The following is a 16,419-nucleotide window of genomic DNA, read 5'->3' as shown; positions in this document are numbered from 1 at the left end:
CGGCCAAGGTGATCGGGAACTATGCCGGCCTTTTCGGCTGGGACCGATGACGGTTCGATGAACCACCTGCATGGGTTCGGCAGGCTGGTCCTATGAGGCAAGCGACGAAGTCGTGCGGCAGTACGTATGCGACTCGGTGTGCTGGTGGGCTGTCGATCGAGGCAGGGTGCCGACACGATCGGGCTCGTGAATTCCGTTCAGCAATTCTCGCCGGTCCACTGATCGGGCCTCGTCAACAGCTCGGGTCGGTGCAGTGTGAGCTGGTTGGAGTCCCGGTTCGCCTGCTTTCGGCGCAGGGTGCCGCCGACGTGCCGACGCGCCGGACGGTGAGGTACGAGCAAGGCCGCTGCGCGTCGAAGCGCGGCGGCGGCGCTCTGCGCCGCCGCAGGCGCTCTTGACTCTATATAGCGAATTTCAGCAACAACTTGTTGTCGTGACGTGGCTCGCCAACAGCCTGGGTCGTTATCGCGGGATCGACCGGTGTTTGGTGTCTCGCTCGGACCACGATGCGCACCTGTCGACGTACTGCGGCAGAAAGTTCGAACGGAAGTCGGACATGCTCCACACGCCGGGGTCTGTGTCGAGCTGCCAGACGTAGGCCCATGCGTCGGTGCCATCGGTGAGGGTCACACGCTCAAGTGCGTAGTCCTCGTCCTCGAACCGATCAAAGAGCATCCACTCTGCCGGGGTGAGTCCGGTGACGACAAGCCCAGGTGTTCGGCGGGTCTTGTCACGAACCAATCCGGGGTACATGCGTCCCGGCAACGGTGCGGCCACCCAGCCGTTGAGCTCCCCAGCTCGGGTATCCGGTACCCGTCCGATCAGCTTCTGAGCCACCTCGGGGACTTGCAGGGTGCCATAGGCGAAGAGTGGCGCGGTGGAAGTCGACGCCAACCCCTCGGGTCCGAAGATGTCGGTTCGGCCGATATGAACGCGGGCGGTTACTGGCATGGCGTGTACCTCCTGAATGCTCAACGGGCACGTTCGATGTGCTCAACATCCCATCGCACGGTGACAGATTGACCGGGCCGCAGGTAGTTGCGGGTAAGGGTGACGAGCACGTCGGTTCCGTCGTTGTCCCACATGAGATCCTCGGACACGGTCTGCTCCGACCCGTTTGCCTGCTCCTCGAGCGCAGCGTACGACAGCAACCGACCTACCGCGTTGTGGCGCAAGGTGATCGTTATGTGCCTTGTGTATCTGGGGATACTCTGCCGCCAATAGTGATCGCTGATGAATCGACCACCGGTGACTTCGTAGGCAACCGTGCCCGTCTCTCCTGGCTGAATCGGGGGCGATATCTGGCACGCGAATTTTGCCATACCGGGCGTGTCGTGGATGCGCTGAACAAGCACCTTCCGCGATCCAACCGACTGCGGTGTGATCGTGATCGAGTTCGGTGTGTGCTCGAACCACACCTCACGCGGGATACGGGCGATCGCTTGAGTACTCATGTTGAACAGCTCATGTGAGTACCGCACGACAGCATGGCCTTCGTCTCCGATCACGATGTCTACCTGCATGGTCAGCTCAACGACCTGACCGGCAAGGCTCGCGAGGCGGGCTGTCTCATCGGGCGACATGCGCAGCACGCGGGCAAGTGCGACAAGCTTCTTGCTGATCCGCTGCATTGAATCGGGGATTTCCTGGCCGACCGAATCCAGCGCCCCGTCTAGCCGAACAGGCCGATGCGGTAGCGAATTGGGCTCGGGTGTCCACTCCGCACGGTGCGCATCGGGCGTCTGGAATGCCTCGTTCACTGCCCGTACCAGCTGTCCAACGCCGGTCGCGTCGGAGATGGGTAGGTCTTCATCGGGCGCGGGATCGAACAGAGCCGCGGCTGTCCATCCCGGAAACATGCCCTCGAGTATCCGGCAAGCGTTGGGGTACGGCAGGCCCTTGAGCTCGCCACCAAGCCATCGGTGTAGCTGCCCACGACTCGGCGCTGTGCCGATCAGCTCGGTGTCGATAGTCCCGGCAACTCGGTCGTACTCACGACAAAAAGTCGAATATTTCTGCCAATGACGTTCTCGCAGAAGCTTTTTCAGTTGGATCGGCTGCGCACTCATTCAGTCCCCTCCCGGCAACCCTGTGCAGCCAGCCTAGGCGACGCGACACAGACGCAACAGAGACGCGACGGCGGATGACTCAGCCGCGAAAGACGCGACAAGAAGGTGATCGCGGGTGCACATCGCTTGGCCGTTAGCTGGAACTACCACCGGCCGACGATCAACCGAAGGGCATGAGATGCACCATCCAACACCGCGACTAGCCGCCCTCAGCGTCCGCCTCCAGCCGCTCGACACGTGCAGACAGGTCGGCCGTCTCCGCTTGCAGCTTGCGGAGCTCGACGCGCATGGCCTCAATGTCGGTCACCCCGCCCTCGGGTGGGCACTCCTCGGCGACGAACACGCCAACAGCCGGGGTAACTGTCACCCAGCCGTTCTCGCGCAGGTACTGCAACGCCTTCTGTGCCGTCCCCAGCGCGACCGCGTAATCCTCCGCGATCTGCCGGTTTCCGGGCAAGCGGGCACCGGGAGCCAGTCGGCCATCCCGAATGTCCTGCTTGATCTGCTCGGCAACCCGCTGGTACGCGGCCAATCCCGATCGGTCGATATCCATTCGACCAGATTACGGGCACTGACCGTCACTGATCTATATCGGACCATTGACAACTGATCCATACTGATACAGACTGATATGTATCAGCTTGAACAGACGCCGATCAGGGGAGACCCAATGAACACGCAAACCGCGACCGCCGCCCGCTCGTTCTGCTCGACCAACTCCGTCCGGCCCAAGCCTCCGGTGGAGCTCTCCGGCTGGGTTGTCACCTACCCGCCTCGCCCTGCCGCTGGATCGGATCAGGGTCTGTGCGCGGTCTGCCGGACCGATCACCTCGACGGCGCTGCCGACCACCTGTTCGAGCTGCCGGAGATGGCCCGTTGCGCCACGGTCGAGCCGTGGGACTACCGCGCCGACGCCCGCGCCTACGGAATGAGCTACTGATGCCGGTCCCGACCCCGCCCCGGATGAACCTGGCTGGCGTGTGCACCTACTGCCTGCGCCGTGACTGCGAAAAGCCTTCGTGCATCGACACCTATGCCGCGACCACCTGGGACATCTGCGAGCGCTGCGGCGGTACCGAGTACATCGACGGCCACCGCTACCCCGAAGACGCCTCCGAGCGCTGCCGCTGGTGCCACGGCGGTCTGTCCTTCACCCTCACACCCCCGGAGAGGTAACCATGTCATCGAATGCTGTTCTGCGAGAGGCGATCCTGAATGCCGGGATGACTCCGGGCATGCTGGCCGAACGTGTCGAGGTCGACGCCAAGACCGTCCAGCGGTGGGTATCGAAGGGGCGACGCCCGCACCCGATCACCCGTCATCGGGTCGCCTGCGCGGTGAATCGGCCGATGGCTGAGCTGTGGCCCCTGTCCGACACTGACACGGCACCGGTCCCGGCATCGGCTCCGGTGATCGACGGCGGAATGTCGTTGACACAGGTACTCGATCGCCTGGCGAGTGTGGCCGCTGTCCTGGATCGACTCACCGACCGATTGGAGAACCTCGAAAAGGCCACCGGTTCCATGGGGGCGACGGCGTGAGTACCGCACCGATCATCGGCCTGGCCCCTCAACGGGAAACCGCTGCCGACCGCCGGGCAATGCCCGACATCACCGATATCGCCGAACACATGGCCGACAAGGAAGGGGTGTGCGCTCGGGTCGTGCCGATGCGGGCGTTCGACCCGAACACCTCGCGGACTTCCTACGTCGGTGCCCCGTGCAAGGCGACCGTGGCGACGACCTGCCCGGCGTGTGCGAAGGCGAACAAGTACCTGCGTATCACCCAGCTCCGGGAAGGGTGGTGCGCTGACCATGAACCCGTCGACGCCGAGCCGGTCGTCACCCAGGCACAGGCGGATGTACTGGGCACTCGCGCAACCCTGTTCACCGAATACCACGAAGCGCGCCGGACCGAGGAACACGAGCTGGCCGAGTCGATCAAGGCTCTGGTGGCCGACCTCGACACCGAGCTCCGCGAACTCGGTGTGCGTGGTCGTCTCCCGGCCCTGGATGAGAAGCCACGCCGCAAGACCAAGTCCACCCGTCGCCGTGACGGACTGCCGGATCTGCCGCGTCTGAAAGTCGATAAGACGCTGACGATCGGGCAGGCATACGCCGACGGTAAACACCGCCCCTCGACGTTCTTCACGCTCACGCTGGACTCGTTCGGCCGGATCAACCAGGTATGGGACCCCACAGGAGGCAAGGACGGCAAGGGCGCGATGGTCTAGGATGGGTCCCCGCGTGATCCCGAGTCCTACGACTACACCCGCCAGGCCCGCGACACGATCCACACGGCCCGGTTGTTCTCCAAGTTCATCGAGAACCTGCGCCGTGCGGTGGGTTGGAATGTCCAGTACTTCGCCACGGTCGAGCCGCAGCGTCGGGCCGCTCCGCACCTGCATGTGGCGTTGCGTGGCTCGTTCTCCAAGAAACTGCTCGCTCAGGTCACCGCGGCTACCTACGTCAATATCTGGTGGCCTCACTTCGACAAGCCTGTCTACAGCGAAGCTCGGATGCCGGTCTGGGACTATTCCGCCGGCACTTTCGCCGACCCCCGCACCGGTCGACCGTTGACCTACTGGGATGACGCGCTGGCGGTGATGGACGAGGTAGACGAACTCGATCCCGCGCACACGCTCAAGTTCGGCGCGCAGTCCAAGCCCATCCAGATCCTGGCCAACACCGACAGCATGGACTACAGCGTGCGGTACCTGACCAAGTACCTCACCAAGAGCCTGGGCGAGCTCCTGACCCCTGGTTCTCGTCGGGTGGCCGAGCACTACGACCGGCTCCACGCGGAGTTGCAGCACACTCCGTGCTCGCCTCGGTGCGGGGTCTGGTTGCTCTACGGCATCGTTCCCAAGGGTGCCAGCGAGAACACCCAGCCGGGCAAGTGCAACAGCAAAGCCCACCGCCGCGACACCCTCGGACTGCCCGGTCAACGGTGCTTGGTCTCCAACAACTGGACCGGCAAAACCCTGCCCGACCACAAGGCTGAACGCATGGAGTTCGTGCGTCAGCAGCTCGCCGCTGTCGGGATCTACCCGCCCGATACCTCGCACCTGCGGATCACCCCGGTACGTCCGGGTGACAAGGACGCACCGCCTCGCGCGCAACTGGTGATGGACCTGGTGAACAGGCGGATCAGCCAACGCGCTCAGTACACGATGGCCCGTCTCGCACAGGACGAGGGACCACCAGGTGTTTCACGTGAAACCGTTGTGCCACAACAGATTTCAGTCGTTCAGCAATCCGAAGCAGCATAGGGAGGAACTCGTCATGTCCAAGCTTCTCAACGAGGCCGAAGTGCGCAAGCTGATCCCGATCGGGCACAGCAAGTACTACGAGCTGATCGGTACTGGTGCGCTGCGGTCGGTGAAGATCGGTCGTCGTCGCTTTGTCACCGAACAGGCCATCACCGACTACATCACCGGTCTCGACCAGGTGGCCGAACTCGAACAGGCTGCCTGATGCCACGTCAGAGGATGACTCCCGGCGAGTGGGGCAAGATCAGCGTCAAAGAGACCGCTCCCGGCCAATTCACCGCCTACACCTACGTGCGCGATGAAGACGGGCAGCGTCGCAAGTTGGAGCGCGTAGGTACCAGCGCAGAGGATGCGCGACGAAACATGTTGCGCCACTTGAAGACGCGGACCTCTCCGCTTGCTGATGCCGTGATCACCGATCGCACCACGTTGGCCGAGTTGTTCCCGATCTGGCTCGCGACCAAGGCCAAGCTCAAGCCTCAATCGCGCGAACTGTACGAACAGTCCTGGACTCGGCACGGGCGCAAACAGCTTGGCGCACTCCGTGTCCGGGAGTTGCCCACCAGCAGGGCCGAAAGGCACCTTGGCAAGATCGCTGCCCGATCGGAATCGAACGCCAAGACATTCCGGGTGGTGCTGATCGGCATGTTCGCTCTGGCCGTGCGATACGACGTGTTGCCCGTCAACCCGATTCGGGAGACCAGCCGCACGGGGGGCAAGCAGTCCGGTGCACGCGCCCTCACTCCTGACGAGTTCGCGAAAGTGCGGGAAGCGGTGCATGCCTACCGTGACCGTGAGAAGGGTTTCGGACCTCGGCCCGGCCGGAATCTGCCCGAGTTCGTTGACGTGCTGGTCTCAACAGGCTGGCGACCGAATGAGGTGCTGTCGCTGCGGTGGTGCGAGGTCAACTTGAAAGCCGACCCGCCAACGGTCACGACTACCGGGACCATGATCGATCACGGCAAGGTCAAGGGGCAGGCGCTCCACCGTCAGGACGCGCGGAAAGGGGATGCGCCCGACCACACGGTGATCCTGCCCAAGCTTGCGATGCAAGCCCTCAACGCCCTGCGCCCAAAGGACCCTGACCCCGACAGCCCGGTGTTCGCCAACCGCAACGGCGAGTGGATGAGCTTGGCGAACATGCGTCGGTCTCTGCGGGCCGCGCTGCCCGAGGATCTGAAGTGGGTCACCCCGCGAAGCTTCCGCCCGACTGTCGCGACGGTGGTCCGTGACGACCTCGGCCCGGCTCAGGCGCAAGCCCAGTTGTCGCATGCGAAGCTGGACACAACCGAGCGGCACTACCTCGAACGGCGGACTGTCGGACCGGACGCACGGAAGGCCCTCGACAAGTTCACGGAGGGAAAGTAGTGGATCGTTTGTAGTGGGAAAGTAGTGGATTTGGCGACATTTCCCCGAAATGAAAAACCGCCCCTCACCGGTAAACCCTGGTGAGAGGCGGTTTTTTTGTGCGCCCGAAGGGATTCGAACCCCTAACCTCTTGATCCGTAGTCAAGTGCTCTATCCGTTGAGCTACGGGCGCATGGTCTTGCATCTTCAGTTGTCACCCAGCGAGCTGGGTGTGGCGGAGGCGAGAGGATTTGAACCTCCGGTCCCCGTGAAGGGACAACTCATTAGCAGTGAGTCCCATTCGGCCGCTCTGGCACGCCTCCTGGAGCCTTCTCTTTCGAGGGCACCGGACCTTGTCGATCCGCCGGGAATGAAGATTACACGAGCAGTCGTAGTAGTCCAAAACGCCTGGTCAATCAGCGTAAATTGCTGTCGAACCAGTCGTAGATGCGAGTCTGGGAATCGATGCGGATGGCGATGGCCGCGTCGTCTTCCGGGTCGGGGCGGTCGGCGCGGTGGCTCAGGCCGGGATAAGTGATTGTGAGACTGGCCACATTCGCCTTGGACGTGGCCTCACGCAGGCGCTCGACCGCCTCGGGCGGGGTGGCGGGGTCGTCGGCGCCGAAGAGGCCGAGCCAGGGGGCTTGGAGATCGGCGGCCACGTCGATCAGGGCGGCGTTCTGATCGGGGAGCGGTTCGGTGATGCCGGGGGCGGACACGCTCACCGCGGCGCCGATCGGGCGGGTGGCGGCCACGAGGAAGGCGGCGGTGCCCGCGCTGTCGAAGCCGAGCACGCCGATGGTGTCGGGGAAGACTCCGCGGCCGGTGAGCCAGTCGAAGCCCGCATCGAAGTCGTCGAAGAGTTCCTCGCCGAATACCTCGTGCACCTGCGGGTCGGCGATGCGGTCGAACAGGTGCGGCGCGATGACGATCCAGCCCTCGGCGGACAAGGCCCGCATCAGGTCGAGCAGCCGGGGCGAGAACTCACGGGATTCGTGCAGGACGACGATGCCGCCGCGGGCCACCCGTTCGGGTTCGACCACCGTGATCGGCACGGCCGTGCGTCGCGCGACGGCGGCCGCGTCGACATCCACCGGCCGCAAGGGGGCGACATCGTCGTAAGTGCCCGACATAAACCCAGCGTAGGCGGCAGAACTGGACTTGGGTAGGCCTAGACGGCCGCGCCGCAGGTCGCGACGGCCGATCATCGTAGGGTGGAGGCGTGACCGCGCACATCCGCCCCGACCTCGCCACCATCCCGGCCTACGTTCCCGGCCGTAACCACCCCGATGCGGTGAAGCTCGCGTCCAACGAGACCACCTTCGGTCCGTTGCCGAGCGCGACCAAGGCGATCGCGGAGTCCGCCGAGCAGGCCAACCGCTACCCGGACAATCAGGTCGGCGAGCTGCGGGCGGCGCTGGCCGAGTTCCTCGGCGTCACGGTCGCCAATGTCGCGGTCGGCTGCGGCAGTGTGGCGCTGTGCCAGGAACTGGTGCAGATCACCTGCGACGCACCCACCGACGAGGTGGTGTTCGCGTGGCGCTCGTTCGAGGCGTATCCGATCGTCACGCAGGTGGGCAACGCGACGGCAGTACAGGTGCCACTGGCCCCGGACTACCTGCACGATCTGGACGCGATGGCCGACGCGGTCACCGAGCGCACCAAGCTGATCTTCGTCTGCAATCCGAACAACCCCACCGGCACCGCACACGGGCGTGCCGAGTTGGAACGGTTCCTGGATCGAGTGCCCGCGCATGTTCTCGTCGTGCTCGACGAGGCCTACTACGAGTACCTGCGACTGACCCCCGAAACCCGCCCCGACGGCGTCGAGATCGGTCGAACCAGGCCGAATGTTGTTGTGCTGCGCACCTTCTCTAAGGCCTACGGCCTGGCCGGGCTGCGTGTGGGCTACGCGGTTGGTGCTCCGGAGGTGATCGCCGCACTACTGAAGGTGCATATCCCGTTCAGCGTGAACCGGATCGCGCAGGTCGCCGCGATCGCCTCGCTGCAGGCGCGCGGTGAACTGCTCGATCGCACCGATGTACTGGTGGCACAACGGCATCGGCTGCGTGAAGCGCTGCTGGCCGCGGGCTACGCAGTGCCGCCGAGCGAGGCCAATTTCGTGTGGTTGCCACTGGGCGAGCGCAGTATCGAATTCGCCGAGGCGAGTGCCCTTGCGGGCGTGCTGGTTCGGCCGTTCGCCGGCGACGGTGTGCGGGTGACGGTCGGCGATCCGCACGAGAACGAGCAATTCCTCAGCTTCGCCACCGCACCCGAAACGGCGGCCCGATTCCGTTAGTCCGGGACATGGTCAGCATCCCTTGACATCGGTTTGCGGTGGGATTACCGCGAATTCGAGCACACTGCCAGCACACCGGTCGTAGGCTGACTCGCAGCTGATTTCGGTGTTCGAATTCCGACGAATACGCATGCGGCGACGACCGACCATTACCTGGTCGGCGCGCGCCACCGGTCGAGTGATGTGTTCTCGGCGGGCAATCTTCCCGCGTCGGAGGGTGCACCCGCACGGCCCCGCACCCCGCTGCCCGACCGGAGATTTACCGTGAACCAAGGCTCTCGCCCCGCTGTCTGCGAAACACTCACCCCCACAGTCCCTTTGGCAGCCAATGTCGAGGTCGACGCGCCGCCCTCGGTCGATCTGGAACGCCGGTTGCGTGACTGCGACGAGTTCTTCCGCTACCCCGAGCTCGGGCACCTGCCCACCCAGCGCCGCCTCGGCGCGCTCGCCGAATTGCGCGATACCGGCACCTACACCCAGACCGCCGAGGAGATCCTGATCGGCGCGAAATTGGCGTGGCGCAACCACGCTCGCTGTGTCGGCCGCAAACATTGGCGATCGCTGAAGCTCCTCGATGCCCGCCGAGTTACTTCTGCGCGGGAACTTGCCGAGGTGTGCTGGCAACATTTGCGCCTGGCCACCAATGGCGGCGCGATTCAGTCGATGATCACGGTCGGCCCGACGTCCGAACCCGGCGGTGGTGCGTACCGGATCGAGAGTTCGCAGCTGATCCGCTACGCCGGCTACCGCAACGGCGACGGCACCGTCACCGGCGATCCGGCCAATATCGCGGCCACCGAGCAGGCACTGGAGCTCGGCTGGCGTGGGGCGCGCACGCCGTTCGATGTGCTGCCGGTGCTGATCAGCACCCCAACCGAGGGCGTGCGGTACTTCGACGTTCCGCGCGAGCTGGTGCGCGAGGTCGACCTGATCCACCCCGACTACCCGTGGTTCGCCGCGCTCGGCCTGAAATGGCATGCGCTGCCCGCTGTTTCGAATATGGATCTGGATGTGGGTGGGGTCAGCTATCCCTTTGCCCCCTTCAACGGCTGGTATGTCGGCACCGAGATCGGCGCACGCAACCTCAGCGACACCGATCGATACAACATGCTGCCGCTGATCGCCGACATGATGGGCCTGGACACCTCATCGGTGCGGACGCTGTGGCGCGACAAAGCCCTGATCGAACTCAATCATGCAGTGCTACACAGCTTTCGGGCGGCTGGCGTGCACATGGTCGACCACCACACCGTGGCCAAGCAGTTCTGCGATCACGTGCAACGCGAGCAAGCTGCCGGGCGCGCGTGCCCGACCGACTGGAGTTGGGTCAATCCGCCCATCTCGTCCGGGCTGACACCCACCTTCCACCGCTACTACGACGCGCCCGACCTGGATATTCGACCGAATTTCGTCCGCCGAGACTGACGGGTTACGCACCGCCTCCGGCGAGCGTAGGGTTCTCGGTACGGGCCGAATCGCCCTGGTCCGGCTCGTTTCGACGAGCGAGGGAGACCGAGATGAGCACCGCGTCCAGTTCAGGATTCGATGCCGATGCACTGCGCCGCGGAATCGAAAGCCGCGATGCCGCAACACTGCTGACGCTCTACGACGACGATGCCGAGATCCGTATGGTCGACCACCGCGACCAACCCAGCCATCCGCGGGTGATGCACGGCCGCTCGGCGATCAGCGCGATGTTCGACGACGTGTGCGCCAGGGAGATGACCCACTCCCTCGACAGCGTCCTGATCGACGGCGACCACATCGCCTTCGTGGAATCGTGCCGCTACCCGGACGGCACCCGCGTCCTGGCTCACTCGATGGCCAACTTGCGCGACGGCCGCATCGTCGACCAGACGTCGATCCAGGCGTGGGACGAAGGGTAGTCAGCTGAAATCGGCGACGTGGTCGGCCGCCCACCGGCGGTAGTCGCGGGCCGGTGACCCGGTGACATCGTGCACCGTTGAGGTCGCGGAGCCGGGTACATCGACGAGGCCGGCAAGCCCGCTCAGCACTACGCGCGCGATATCGGGTGGGAGCCAACCCATGTGCTCCACCGCCGCCTCGGGGCTCACCTCCTCCCAGATCAGCGTGCGCCCGAGTGCGGCGCCGATGGCTTCGACCTGGTCGATCCGGCTCAGCGGGGCCGGGCCGGTCAGGGCGTACCGCGCGCCTGCGTGCCCATCGGTGGTCAGTGCGCGTACGGCGACCGCGGCGATATCGGCCTCGTGCAGCAGCGTCATCGACGCTGCTCCATACGCGCCGCGCACCACATCGCCGGTGCGGATCTGCGGTGCCCACTCCAAGGTGTTCGTGGCGAAACCGCTGGGGCGCAGGAAGGTCCATTCGAGCGTGGATTCGGTGATCGGCTTCTCGATGAGGGCATGTGCCCGGCCGATCGGGTGGTCCTGTTCTTCCAGATCGTCACGGACCGCCCCGGAGGAGAGCAGGACGATGCGGCGCGCGTATGCGGCGATACGAGCGACTACCGACTCCGCGATCTCCGCCGACAACATCGGCCAGGTCAGATAGACCGCATCGACGCCATCGAGTGCGCTGTCGAGGGTGTCAGGTGCGGTCAGATCCCCGTGCACAACCTCGACATCCAGCGGTAGCGACGCCGCGCGCGGATCACGAGCCAACGCCCGCACCCGTGTCCCGCCCGCGGCGAGCTGCGCCGCCACCTGACCTCCGACGTGACCGGTCGCCCCGATCACCAGAACCTTGCTGGTATCCACCATGGGCCAACCGTACGAAGGGGACTTACTTCTGGAAAGGACCTACTGATAGGTAAGCTCCGGGCATGGCGGTAGGAGTCCCGGAGAGCGACCGGTCCACACTCGGGCAACGTGACGTATTCGACAAGGACTGCCCGGCCCACACCATCCTCGGCAAGGTCACCAGCCGCTGGGGCGTCCTGATCCTCGCGGCGCTACGCGACGGCCCGATGCGATATCACGTCCTACGCGACCGAATCGGTGGCATCAGCGAAAAGATGCTGTCGCAGAACCTGCGCACCTTCACCGAATACGGCTTGGCCGAGCGCACCGTCGAACCCACTGTGCCACCACGTGTTTCCTACGCACTGACGCCGATAGGCCACGAGGCAGCCGAAGAGCTACATGGTCTATTGAAGTGGGTGAGCACCCGCGCCGAAGAGATCGTGGCCTTCCAAACGTCCAGCCTGATCACGCAAGAACATGGGTAACTCACCGACCACAGCAAATTCGCCCACCGGCAAAACCCCCAGCCGCGTCCCCACCTCCCCACGCACCTAGGTCTGGCCTGAATACGCGGAGAGGCGGAACAGCGGAACTGCGGAGACGGAGGGATTTGAACCCCCGATGGTGTTACCCATGCTCGCTTTCAAGGCGAGTGCATTCGGCCGCTCTGCCACGTCTCCCTGCCCTGGATCGTAGCTGATCCGCTGATCGGTGGCGGCGTGGGTTCTGGTTGCCCGGCGCGTGCGGGTGGAGGATAACCACCATGTATGCGATTCAACTGAATGGGTTCGGTGGGCCGGAGGTTATGGAGTGGACCGTGGCGGTCGATCCGGAGCCGGGGCCTGGTGAGGTGCTTGTGGAAGTTGTTGCGGCGGGAGTTAATCGGGCCGATGTGATGCAGCGGATGGGGTTCTATCCGCCGCCTGCCGATGCCAGTTCGATTCTGGGGTTGGAGTGTTCGGGGACAATTGTGAAGTTGGGCGCGGGGGTTGAGGACTGGCAGGTCGGGGATCGGGTGTGTGCGTTGCTGGCGGGGGGTGGATATGCGCAGTTCGTGGCGGTGCCTGCCGCGCAGCTGTTGCCGATTCCGGACGAGATGGATGCTGTCGCGGCCGCGGGATTGCCGGAGGTGGCGGCGACGGTGTGGTCGAACCTGGTGATGACGGCCGGGTTGCGATCGGAGCAGCTGGTGTTGATTCATGGTGGCGGTGGCGGGATCGGGACGCACGCGATCCAGGTGGCGCGAGGGCTCGGGGCGCGGGTCGCGGTGACGGCGGGGTCGGACGAGAAGCTGGCCAAGTGCGCCGAACTGGGGGCGGAGATCCTGATCAACTATCGGACCGAGGACTTCGTCGCGGTGCTCGCGGACCAGGGCGGTGCCGACGTGATTCTCGACAATATGGGCGCGAAGTATCTGGAGCGGAATGTGGAGGCGCTGGCGCCGTTCGGGCAGCTGGTGGTGATCGGGATGCAGGGCGGCGTCGCCGGGACGCTGAATATCGCTGCGCTGCTGCGCAAATGGGGCACAATCCAGGCGACCAACGTGCGCAGCCGCCCAGCGCTTGGACCTGGCAGCAAGGCCGAGGTCATCGCCGCGGTTCGCGCCCAGGTGTGGCCGCGGATCGAGGCGGGCGAGATCGTTCCGGTGATCTCCACCGAACTACCGATTACCGAGGCCGCCCGCGCGCACGAGATGCTCGACGAGTCGACGACCTTCGGCAAGGTGATCCTGCGGGTTCGCGACTGACACGCCACTGCCGACGGGATCGTCGACGTGGTCGGGCCGATGTCGTGCTGACCGACTACTCCAGCGCGCTGAGCGCCCGGCCGAGCTGGTCGATCTCGTAGCGGGTCGTGTAGGGCGCGAGGCCGATCGTGACGGCACCGCCCTCGTCGTTCACACCGAGCGCGTCGAGCAGTCGACTCCCGCCGTGTACCCCGCTGACCGTGCCGATCCTGGCATCGGCCAGCTTGGCCGCCACCTTCTCCGCCTGCATCCCGGCCATCGTGAAACTGACCGTCGGGATGCGGGTGGAGGCGCGGCCGATCACGGTGAGGTTGTCGACCTTCTCCAGCACCTGCATGAGGTGGTCGAAGAGCTGGTCGTGATAGTCCTGCAGCGAGGTGATCGACATCTCGAGGCGTTCGCGGCGGGTGCCGGTGGCGCGTTCGTCGAGTCCGGCGAGGAAGTCGATCGACTCGGTGAGCCCGGCGAGCAGCGCGTACTGATGCCCGCCCACTTCGAGGCGTTCAGCACCCTTGGCATAGGGGTTGAGCGACATCGAGGGGATGCGGTCGAGGAACGCGGGGTCGCGGAAAACCAGCGCGCCCACCTGCGGCCCACCCCACGACGGTGCGCTCAGCGCGACCACGTCGGCATTGAGTTCGTCGATGTCGATCAGCGCGTACGGTGCCGCGCCGAACGCGTCGGCCACCAGCAATCCGCCCACGTCGTGCACCCGATCGGCCGCCACCCGGACACCGGGCGCCGAACCGACGATCGGCGATGCCGCGGTGAGCGCGACCAGGCGCGCGGTGGGGCCGATCAGCTCCTCGAACTGCCACGACGGCATCTCACAGGTCTCGATCTCCACCTCGGCCCAGCGCACATGCGCGCCGTACCGGTTGGCGATGCGCAGCCACGGGGCCACGTTGGCCTCGTCGTCCAGGCGGGAGAGCACGATGCCGGTACCGAGCCCGAGGCGTGAGCTCAGCGATTCGGCCAGCCAGGCCAGCAGTACCGCGCGATCGGGACCGAGCACGACGCCGGCCGGATCTCCACCGACCAGATCGGCGACCGCTTCCCTGGCGGCGTCGAGGATCGCGCCGCTGCGCGATGCCGCACCGTGGCGGCCGATATGGGAAAACGAGGAGTTACGGAAACCCGTTGAGACGGCACGCGATACCGAATCGGGAACCAGCATCCCCGCCTGCGGGTCCAGATGGATCCAGCCGTCGCCCAGGGACGGTATCAGGCCCCGAACCCTCGCGACGTCATAAGTCATGGTGGTCACTTTAAGGGCTGGGGGCCTGTCGGTGTAACCGCGTAGGGGTTTTAGCGCGAACCCGACACACACGCAATGATGGGGATATGACGCACTCGGAGGATGTCCCCGAATCCATCGTCGTGATCGGTCCCGACGGCCGTCCACTGACCGTGCCCGCCGACGCCGACAGCGCGTCCGCGTTCAACGGACAGGTCGTGCCCGACGACGAGAAGGCCGCGAGCGAATCGGCCGAGTCGCTCACCGACATGGTCGAGCAGCCCGCCAAGGTGATGCGCATCGGCACGATGATCAAGCAGCTACTCGAGGAGGTTCGCGCCGCACCGCTGGACGACGCCAGCCGCACGCGCCTCAAGGAGATCCACAAGTCCTCGGTCCGCGAGCTCGAACAGGGCCTCGCCCCGGAACTGCGCGAGGAACTCGAACGCCTCACCCTCCCCTTCACCGACGACTCGGTGCCATCGGACGCGGAACTGCGCATCGCCCAGGCTCAGCTCGTCGGCTGGCTGGAGGGCCTGTTCCACGGCATCCAGACCGCGCTGTTCGCCCAGCAGATGGCCGCCCGCGCCCAGCTCGAGCAGATGCGCCAGGGTGCGCTGCCGCCGGGAATGCACGCGGCCGACTCCAAGGCAGGCGGCCATGTGGGCGGCGGTCAATACCTGTAGATCTACCGGCGCCCGTCGACAACCAACCCTGTAAGGTCGGGGACCGTGCCCGCCGCTGCCGCTCGTCCTGATTCGGTCTCCGATGAGGGTGACGTGCGTACCGAAGAGAGCCCCGTGCATTCCGAACAGACTCCGACCGAGACAGAGCTCGCCGAAGCTGCCGCTGCCGAGCACACTGCCGACGCGCCACTGCTGGTGAAGACGCCGATGGTGTCGGATTCGCAGACGTTCGGGCGTGCGTTCAAGGACATGCGCGACGGTCTACATCAGCGCGAGCTGTGGTTGTCGCTGGGCTGGCAGGACATCAAGCAGCGCTACCGGCGTTCGGTGCTCGGTCCGTTCTGGATCACCATCGCGACCGGTTTGCAAGCGCTGGCGATGGGCCTGCTGTATTCGACGTTGCTGAATCAGCCGATCAGCGAATACCTGCCGTACGTGACCGTCGGTCTGATCGTGTGGAACGTCATCCAAGCCTCGATTCTCGAGGGCTCCGATGTGTTCATCGCCAATGAGGGACTGATCAAACAGTTGCCCTCGGCGCTGAGCGTCCACGTATATCGCCTGGTCTGGCGCCAGTTCCTGTTCTTCATCCACAATGCGGCGATCTACGCGGTGTTGTTGATCGCGTTCTCGATCTGGCGCAACCTGGACTTCTCGTTCCTGCTGGTGATCCCCGCGATCCTGCTGCTTTTCCTCAATGCCATGTGGGTGACGATCGTGTTCGGCATCTTCTCCACCCGCTACCGCGATATCGCCCCGATCCTGGGCTCGATGACGCTGATGCTGTTCGTGCTGACCCCGGTGATGTGGTCGACGAAGGCGCTGGAGAACTCGGTCGGCGGCATGAGCGAGCGGGCCAAGCTGATCGAGATCGTGCCCACCTTCCACTACCTGGAGATCGTGCGCGCTCCCCTGCTCGGCGAGCCGTCGGAGTGGCATCACTGGGCGATCGTCGGTGCGATCACGGTGGTCGGCTGGGCCGTCGCGATCCTGGCGCTCAAGCAGTACCGTGCCCGCGTCCCGTACTGGGTTTAGGAGCA

General features: G+C 65.0%; 19 protein-coding genes, 3 tRNA genes and 1 pseudogene. 14 read left to right on the top strand and 9 right to left on the bottom strand.

Features of this window, described 5'->3' with window-relative positions; all coding sequences use genetic code 11:
- Positions 1–462: 462 nt before the first annotated feature.
- The 3 genes from ACFXKN_RS10135 to ACFXKN_RS10125 all read right to left on the bottom strand — a co-directional run bounded on the left by ACFXKN_RS10135 (position 463) and on the right by ACFXKN_RS10125 (position 2,622).
- Positions 463–951: a gamma-glutamylcyclotransferase family protein gene (locus ACFXKN_RS10135; RefSeq protein ID WP_378946574.1), complete on the bottom strand. Its 489-nt coding sequence runs from the start codon at positions 949–951 to the stop codon at positions 463–465.
- A 20-nt stretch (positions 952–971) separates the two neighbouring features.
- On the bottom strand, positions 972–2,069 hold the full coding sequence (locus ACFXKN_RS10130) for a hypothetical protein (protein WP_378946577.1): 1,098 nt from the start codon (positions 2,067–2,069) through the stop codon (positions 972–974).
- A gap of 199 nt (positions 2,070–2,268) precedes the next feature.
- Positions 2,269–2,622, bottom strand: a complete 354-nt coding sequence (locus ACFXKN_RS10125; RefSeq protein ID WP_378946580.1) for a GntR family transcriptional regulator — start codon at positions 2,620–2,622, stop codon at positions 2,269–2,271.
- A 117-nt stretch (positions 2,623–2,739) separates the two neighbouring features.
- Between ACFXKN_RS10125 and ACFXKN_RS10120 the strand changes: the two genes are divergently transcribed.
- The 7 genes and pseudogenes from ACFXKN_RS10120 (at position 2,740) to xerC (ending at position 6,708) form a co-directional block, all read left to right on the top strand.
- Positions 2,740–3,009, top strand: a complete 270-nt coding sequence (locus ACFXKN_RS10120; protein WP_378946583.1) for a hypothetical protein — start codon at positions 2,740–2,742, stop codon at positions 3,007–3,009.
- On the top strand, positions 3,009–3,245 hold the full coding sequence (locus tag ACFXKN_RS10115; protein ID WP_378946586.1) for a hypothetical protein: 237 nt from the start codon (positions 3,009–3,011) through the stop codon (positions 3,243–3,245). The genes ACFXKN_RS10120 and ACFXKN_RS10115 overlap by 1 nt, the downstream gene beginning before the upstream one ends.
- 2 nt (positions 3,246–3,247) lie before the next feature.
- A complete protein-coding gene (locus ACFXKN_RS10110; protein WP_378946591.1) occupies positions 3,248–3,610 on the top strand; it encodes a helix-turn-helix domain-containing protein in 363 nt (120 codons plus the stop codon).
- Positions 3,607–4,302, top strand: coding sequence for a replication initiator (locus ACFXKN_RS10105; RefSeq protein ID WP_379432873.1), 696 nt, complete (start codon positions 3,607–3,609; stop codon positions 4,300–4,302). Before ACFXKN_RS10110 ends, ACFXKN_RS10105 begins: the two co-directional genes overlap by 4 nt.
- A gap of 15 nt (positions 4,303–4,317) precedes the next feature.
- Positions 4,318–5,340 (top strand): annotated as a pseudogene (locus tag ACFXKN_RS10100) (replication initiator); the annotation flags it as partial.
- Positions 5,341–5,353: 13 nt separating this feature from the next.
- Positions 5,354–5,545 carry an ethanolamine utilization protein EutA gene (locus ACFXKN_RS10095; RefSeq protein WP_378946598.1) on the top strand — a complete coding sequence of 64 codons (192 nt, stop codon included), beginning with the start codon at positions 5,354–5,356 and terminating at the stop codon, positions 5,543–5,545.
- Positions 5,545–6,708, top strand: a complete 1,164-nt coding sequence (xerC, locus tag ACFXKN_RS10090) for a tyrosine recombinase XerC (protein WP_379432872.1) — start codon at positions 5,545–5,547, stop codon at positions 6,706–6,708. Before ACFXKN_RS10095 ends, xerC begins: the two co-directional genes overlap by 1 nt.
- A gap of 99 nt (positions 6,709–6,807) precedes the next feature.
- On the opposite strand, the gene ACFXKN_RS10085 is transcribed toward xerC, so the two are convergent.
- From ACFXKN_RS10085 to ACFXKN_RS10075, 3 genes are all read right to left on the bottom strand, one after another.
- Positions 6,808–6,880 (bottom strand) — tRNA-Arg (locus ACFXKN_RS10085).
- Positions 6,881–6,920: 40 nt separating this feature from the next.
- Positions 6,921–7,010: transfer RNA gene (locus ACFXKN_RS10080), tRNA-Ser, on the bottom strand.
- Between the two features lie 93 nt (positions 7,011–7,103).
- Positions 7,104–7,820 (bottom strand): dienelactone hydrolase family protein, encoded by a 717-nt coding sequence (locus ACFXKN_RS10075; protein ID WP_379432871.1) that lies wholly within the window; start codon positions 7,818–7,820, stop codon positions 7,104–7,106.
- A gap of 89 nt (positions 7,821–7,909) precedes the next feature.
- Here ACFXKN_RS10075 and hisC point away from each other — a divergent pair, with 89 nt between their 5' ends.
- The 3 genes from hisC (at position 7,910) to ACFXKN_RS10060 (ending at position 10,872) form a co-directional block, all read left to right on the top strand.
- Entirely contained in the window at positions 7,910–8,986 is a 1,077-nt protein-coding gene (gene hisC / locus ACFXKN_RS10070) for a histidinol-phosphate transaminase (RefSeq protein ID WP_379432870.1), read from the top strand.
- Positions 8,987–9,304: 318 nt separating this feature from the next.
- Positions 9,305–10,411 carry a nitric oxide synthase oxygenase gene (locus ACFXKN_RS10065; protein ID WP_378946610.1) on the top strand — a complete coding sequence of 369 codons (1,107 nt, stop codon included), beginning with the start codon at positions 9,305–9,307 and terminating at the stop codon, positions 10,409–10,411.
- A gap of 92 nt (positions 10,412–10,503) precedes the next feature.
- Positions 10,504–10,872 (top strand): nuclear transport factor 2 family protein, encoded by a 369-nt coding sequence (locus tag ACFXKN_RS10060; protein ID WP_378915131.1) that lies wholly within the window; start codon positions 10,504–10,506, stop codon positions 10,870–10,872.
- Here ACFXKN_RS10060 and ACFXKN_RS10055 read toward each other — a convergent pair whose 3' ends face one another.
- Positions 10,873–11,727: an SDR family oxidoreductase gene (locus ACFXKN_RS10055; protein WP_378946613.1), complete on the bottom strand. Its 855-nt coding sequence runs from the start codon at positions 11,725–11,727 to the stop codon at positions 10,873–10,875.
- A gap of 62 nt (positions 11,728–11,789) precedes the next feature.
- Here ACFXKN_RS10055 and ACFXKN_RS10050 point away from each other — a divergent pair, with 62 nt between their 5' ends.
- Positions 11,790–12,194 (top strand): winged helix-turn-helix transcriptional regulator, encoded by a 405-nt coding sequence (locus ACFXKN_RS10050; protein ID WP_378946616.1) that lies wholly within the window; start codon positions 11,790–11,792, stop codon positions 12,192–12,194.
- 110 nt (positions 12,195–12,304) lie between these two features.
- Here ACFXKN_RS10050 and ACFXKN_RS10045 read toward each other — a convergent pair.
- Positions 12,305–12,389 (bottom strand) — tRNA-Ser (locus ACFXKN_RS10045).
- An 83-nt stretch (positions 12,390–12,472) separates the two neighbouring features.
- Between ACFXKN_RS10045 and ACFXKN_RS10040 the strand changes: the two genes are divergently transcribed.
- A complete protein-coding gene (locus ACFXKN_RS10040; protein ID WP_378946619.1) occupies positions 12,473–13,456 on the top strand; it encodes an NAD(P)H-quinone oxidoreductase in 984 nt (327 codons plus the stop codon).
- Between the two features lie 55 nt (positions 13,457–13,511).
- Here the strand turns inward: ACFXKN_RS10040 and ACFXKN_RS10035 are convergent, their stop codons facing one another.
- Positions 13,512–14,714: a cysteine desulfurase-like protein gene (locus ACFXKN_RS10035; RefSeq protein WP_378946622.1), complete on the bottom strand. Its 1,203-nt coding sequence runs from the start codon at positions 14,712–14,714 to the stop codon at positions 13,512–13,514.
- Positions 14,715–14,800: 86 nt separating this feature from the next.
- Here ACFXKN_RS10035 and ACFXKN_RS10030 point away from each other — a divergent pair, with 86 nt between their 5' ends.
- Positions 14,801–15,379 carry a bacterial proteasome activator family protein gene (locus ACFXKN_RS10030; RefSeq protein ID WP_378915090.1) on the top strand — a complete coding sequence of 193 codons (579 nt, stop codon included), beginning with the start codon at positions 14,801–14,803 and terminating at the stop codon, positions 15,377–15,379.
- A 207-nt stretch (positions 15,380–15,586) separates the two neighbouring features.
- Positions 15,587–16,414, top strand: a complete 828-nt coding sequence (locus ACFXKN_RS10025; protein ID WP_378948147.1) for an ABC transporter permease — start codon at positions 15,587–15,589, stop codon at positions 16,412–16,414.
- Positions 16,415–16,419 lie beyond the last annotated feature (5 nt).

It is taken from the genome of Nocardia sp. NPDC059195, assembly GCF_042754695.1.
Classification (GTDB): domain Bacteria; phylum Actinomycetota; class Actinomycetes; order Mycobacteriales; family Mycobacteriaceae; genus Nocardia.
This window is presented reverse-complemented; position numbering and strand designations above follow the sequence as displayed.

Coding starts and splice junctions, on each gene's coding strand:
- ACFXKN_RS10135 (WP_378946574.1), bottom strand. CDS start 951: ATGCCAGTAACCGCCCGCGTTCATATCGGCCGAACCGACATCTTCGGA.
- ACFXKN_RS10130 (WP_378946577.1), bottom strand. CDS start 2,069: ATGAGTGCGCAGCCGATCCAACTGAAAAAGCTTCTGCGAGAACGTCAT.
- ACFXKN_RS10125 (WP_378946580.1), bottom strand. CDS start 2,622: ATGGATATCGACCGATCGGGATTGGCCGCGTACCAGCGGGTTGCCGAG.
- ACFXKN_RS10120 (WP_378946583.1), top strand. CDS start 2,740: ATGAACACGCAAACCGCGACCGCCGCCCGCTCGTTCTGCTCGACCAAC.
- ACFXKN_RS10115 (WP_378946586.1), top strand. CDS start 3,009: ATGCCGGTCCCGACCCCGCCCCGGATGAACCTGGCTGGCGTGTGCACC.
- ACFXKN_RS10110 (WP_378946591.1), top strand. CDS start 3,248: ATGTCATCGAATGCTGTTCTGCGAGAGGCGATCCTGAATGCCGGGATG.
- ACFXKN_RS10095 (WP_378946598.1), top strand. CDS start 5,354: ATGTCCAAGCTTCTCAACGAGGCCGAAGTGCGCAAGCTGATCCCGATC.
- xerC (WP_379432872.1), top strand. CDS start 5,545: ATGCCACGTCAGAGGATGACTCCCGGCGAGTGGGGCAAGATCAGCGTC.
- ACFXKN_RS10075 (WP_379432871.1), bottom strand. CDS start 7,820: ATGTCGGGCACTTACGACGATGTCGCCCCCTTGCGGCCGGTGGATGTC.
- ACFXKN_RS10060 (WP_378915131.1), top strand. CDS start 10,504: ATGAGCACCGCGTCCAGTTCAGGATTCGATGCCGATGCACTGCGCCGC.
- ACFXKN_RS10055 (WP_378946613.1), bottom strand. CDS start 11,727: ATGGTGGATACCAGCAAGGTTCTGGTGATCGGGGCGACCGGTCACGTC.
- ACFXKN_RS10050 (WP_378946616.1), top strand. CDS start 11,790: ATGGCGGTAGGAGTCCCGGAGAGCGACCGGTCCACACTCGGGCAACGT.
- ACFXKN_RS10040 (WP_378946619.1), top strand. CDS start 12,473: ATGTATGCGATTCAACTGAATGGGTTCGGTGGGCCGGAGGTTATGGAG.
- ACFXKN_RS10035 (WP_378946622.1), bottom strand. CDS start 14,714: ATGACTTATGACGTCGCGAGGGTTCGGGGCCTGATACCGTCCCTGGGC.
- ACFXKN_RS10030 (WP_378915090.1), top strand. CDS start 14,801: ATGACGCACTCGGAGGATGTCCCCGAATCCATCGTCGTGATCGGTCCC.
- ACFXKN_RS10025 (WP_378948147.1), top strand. CDS start 15,587: ATGGTGTCGGATTCGCAGACGTTCGGGCGTGCGTTCAAGGACATGCGC.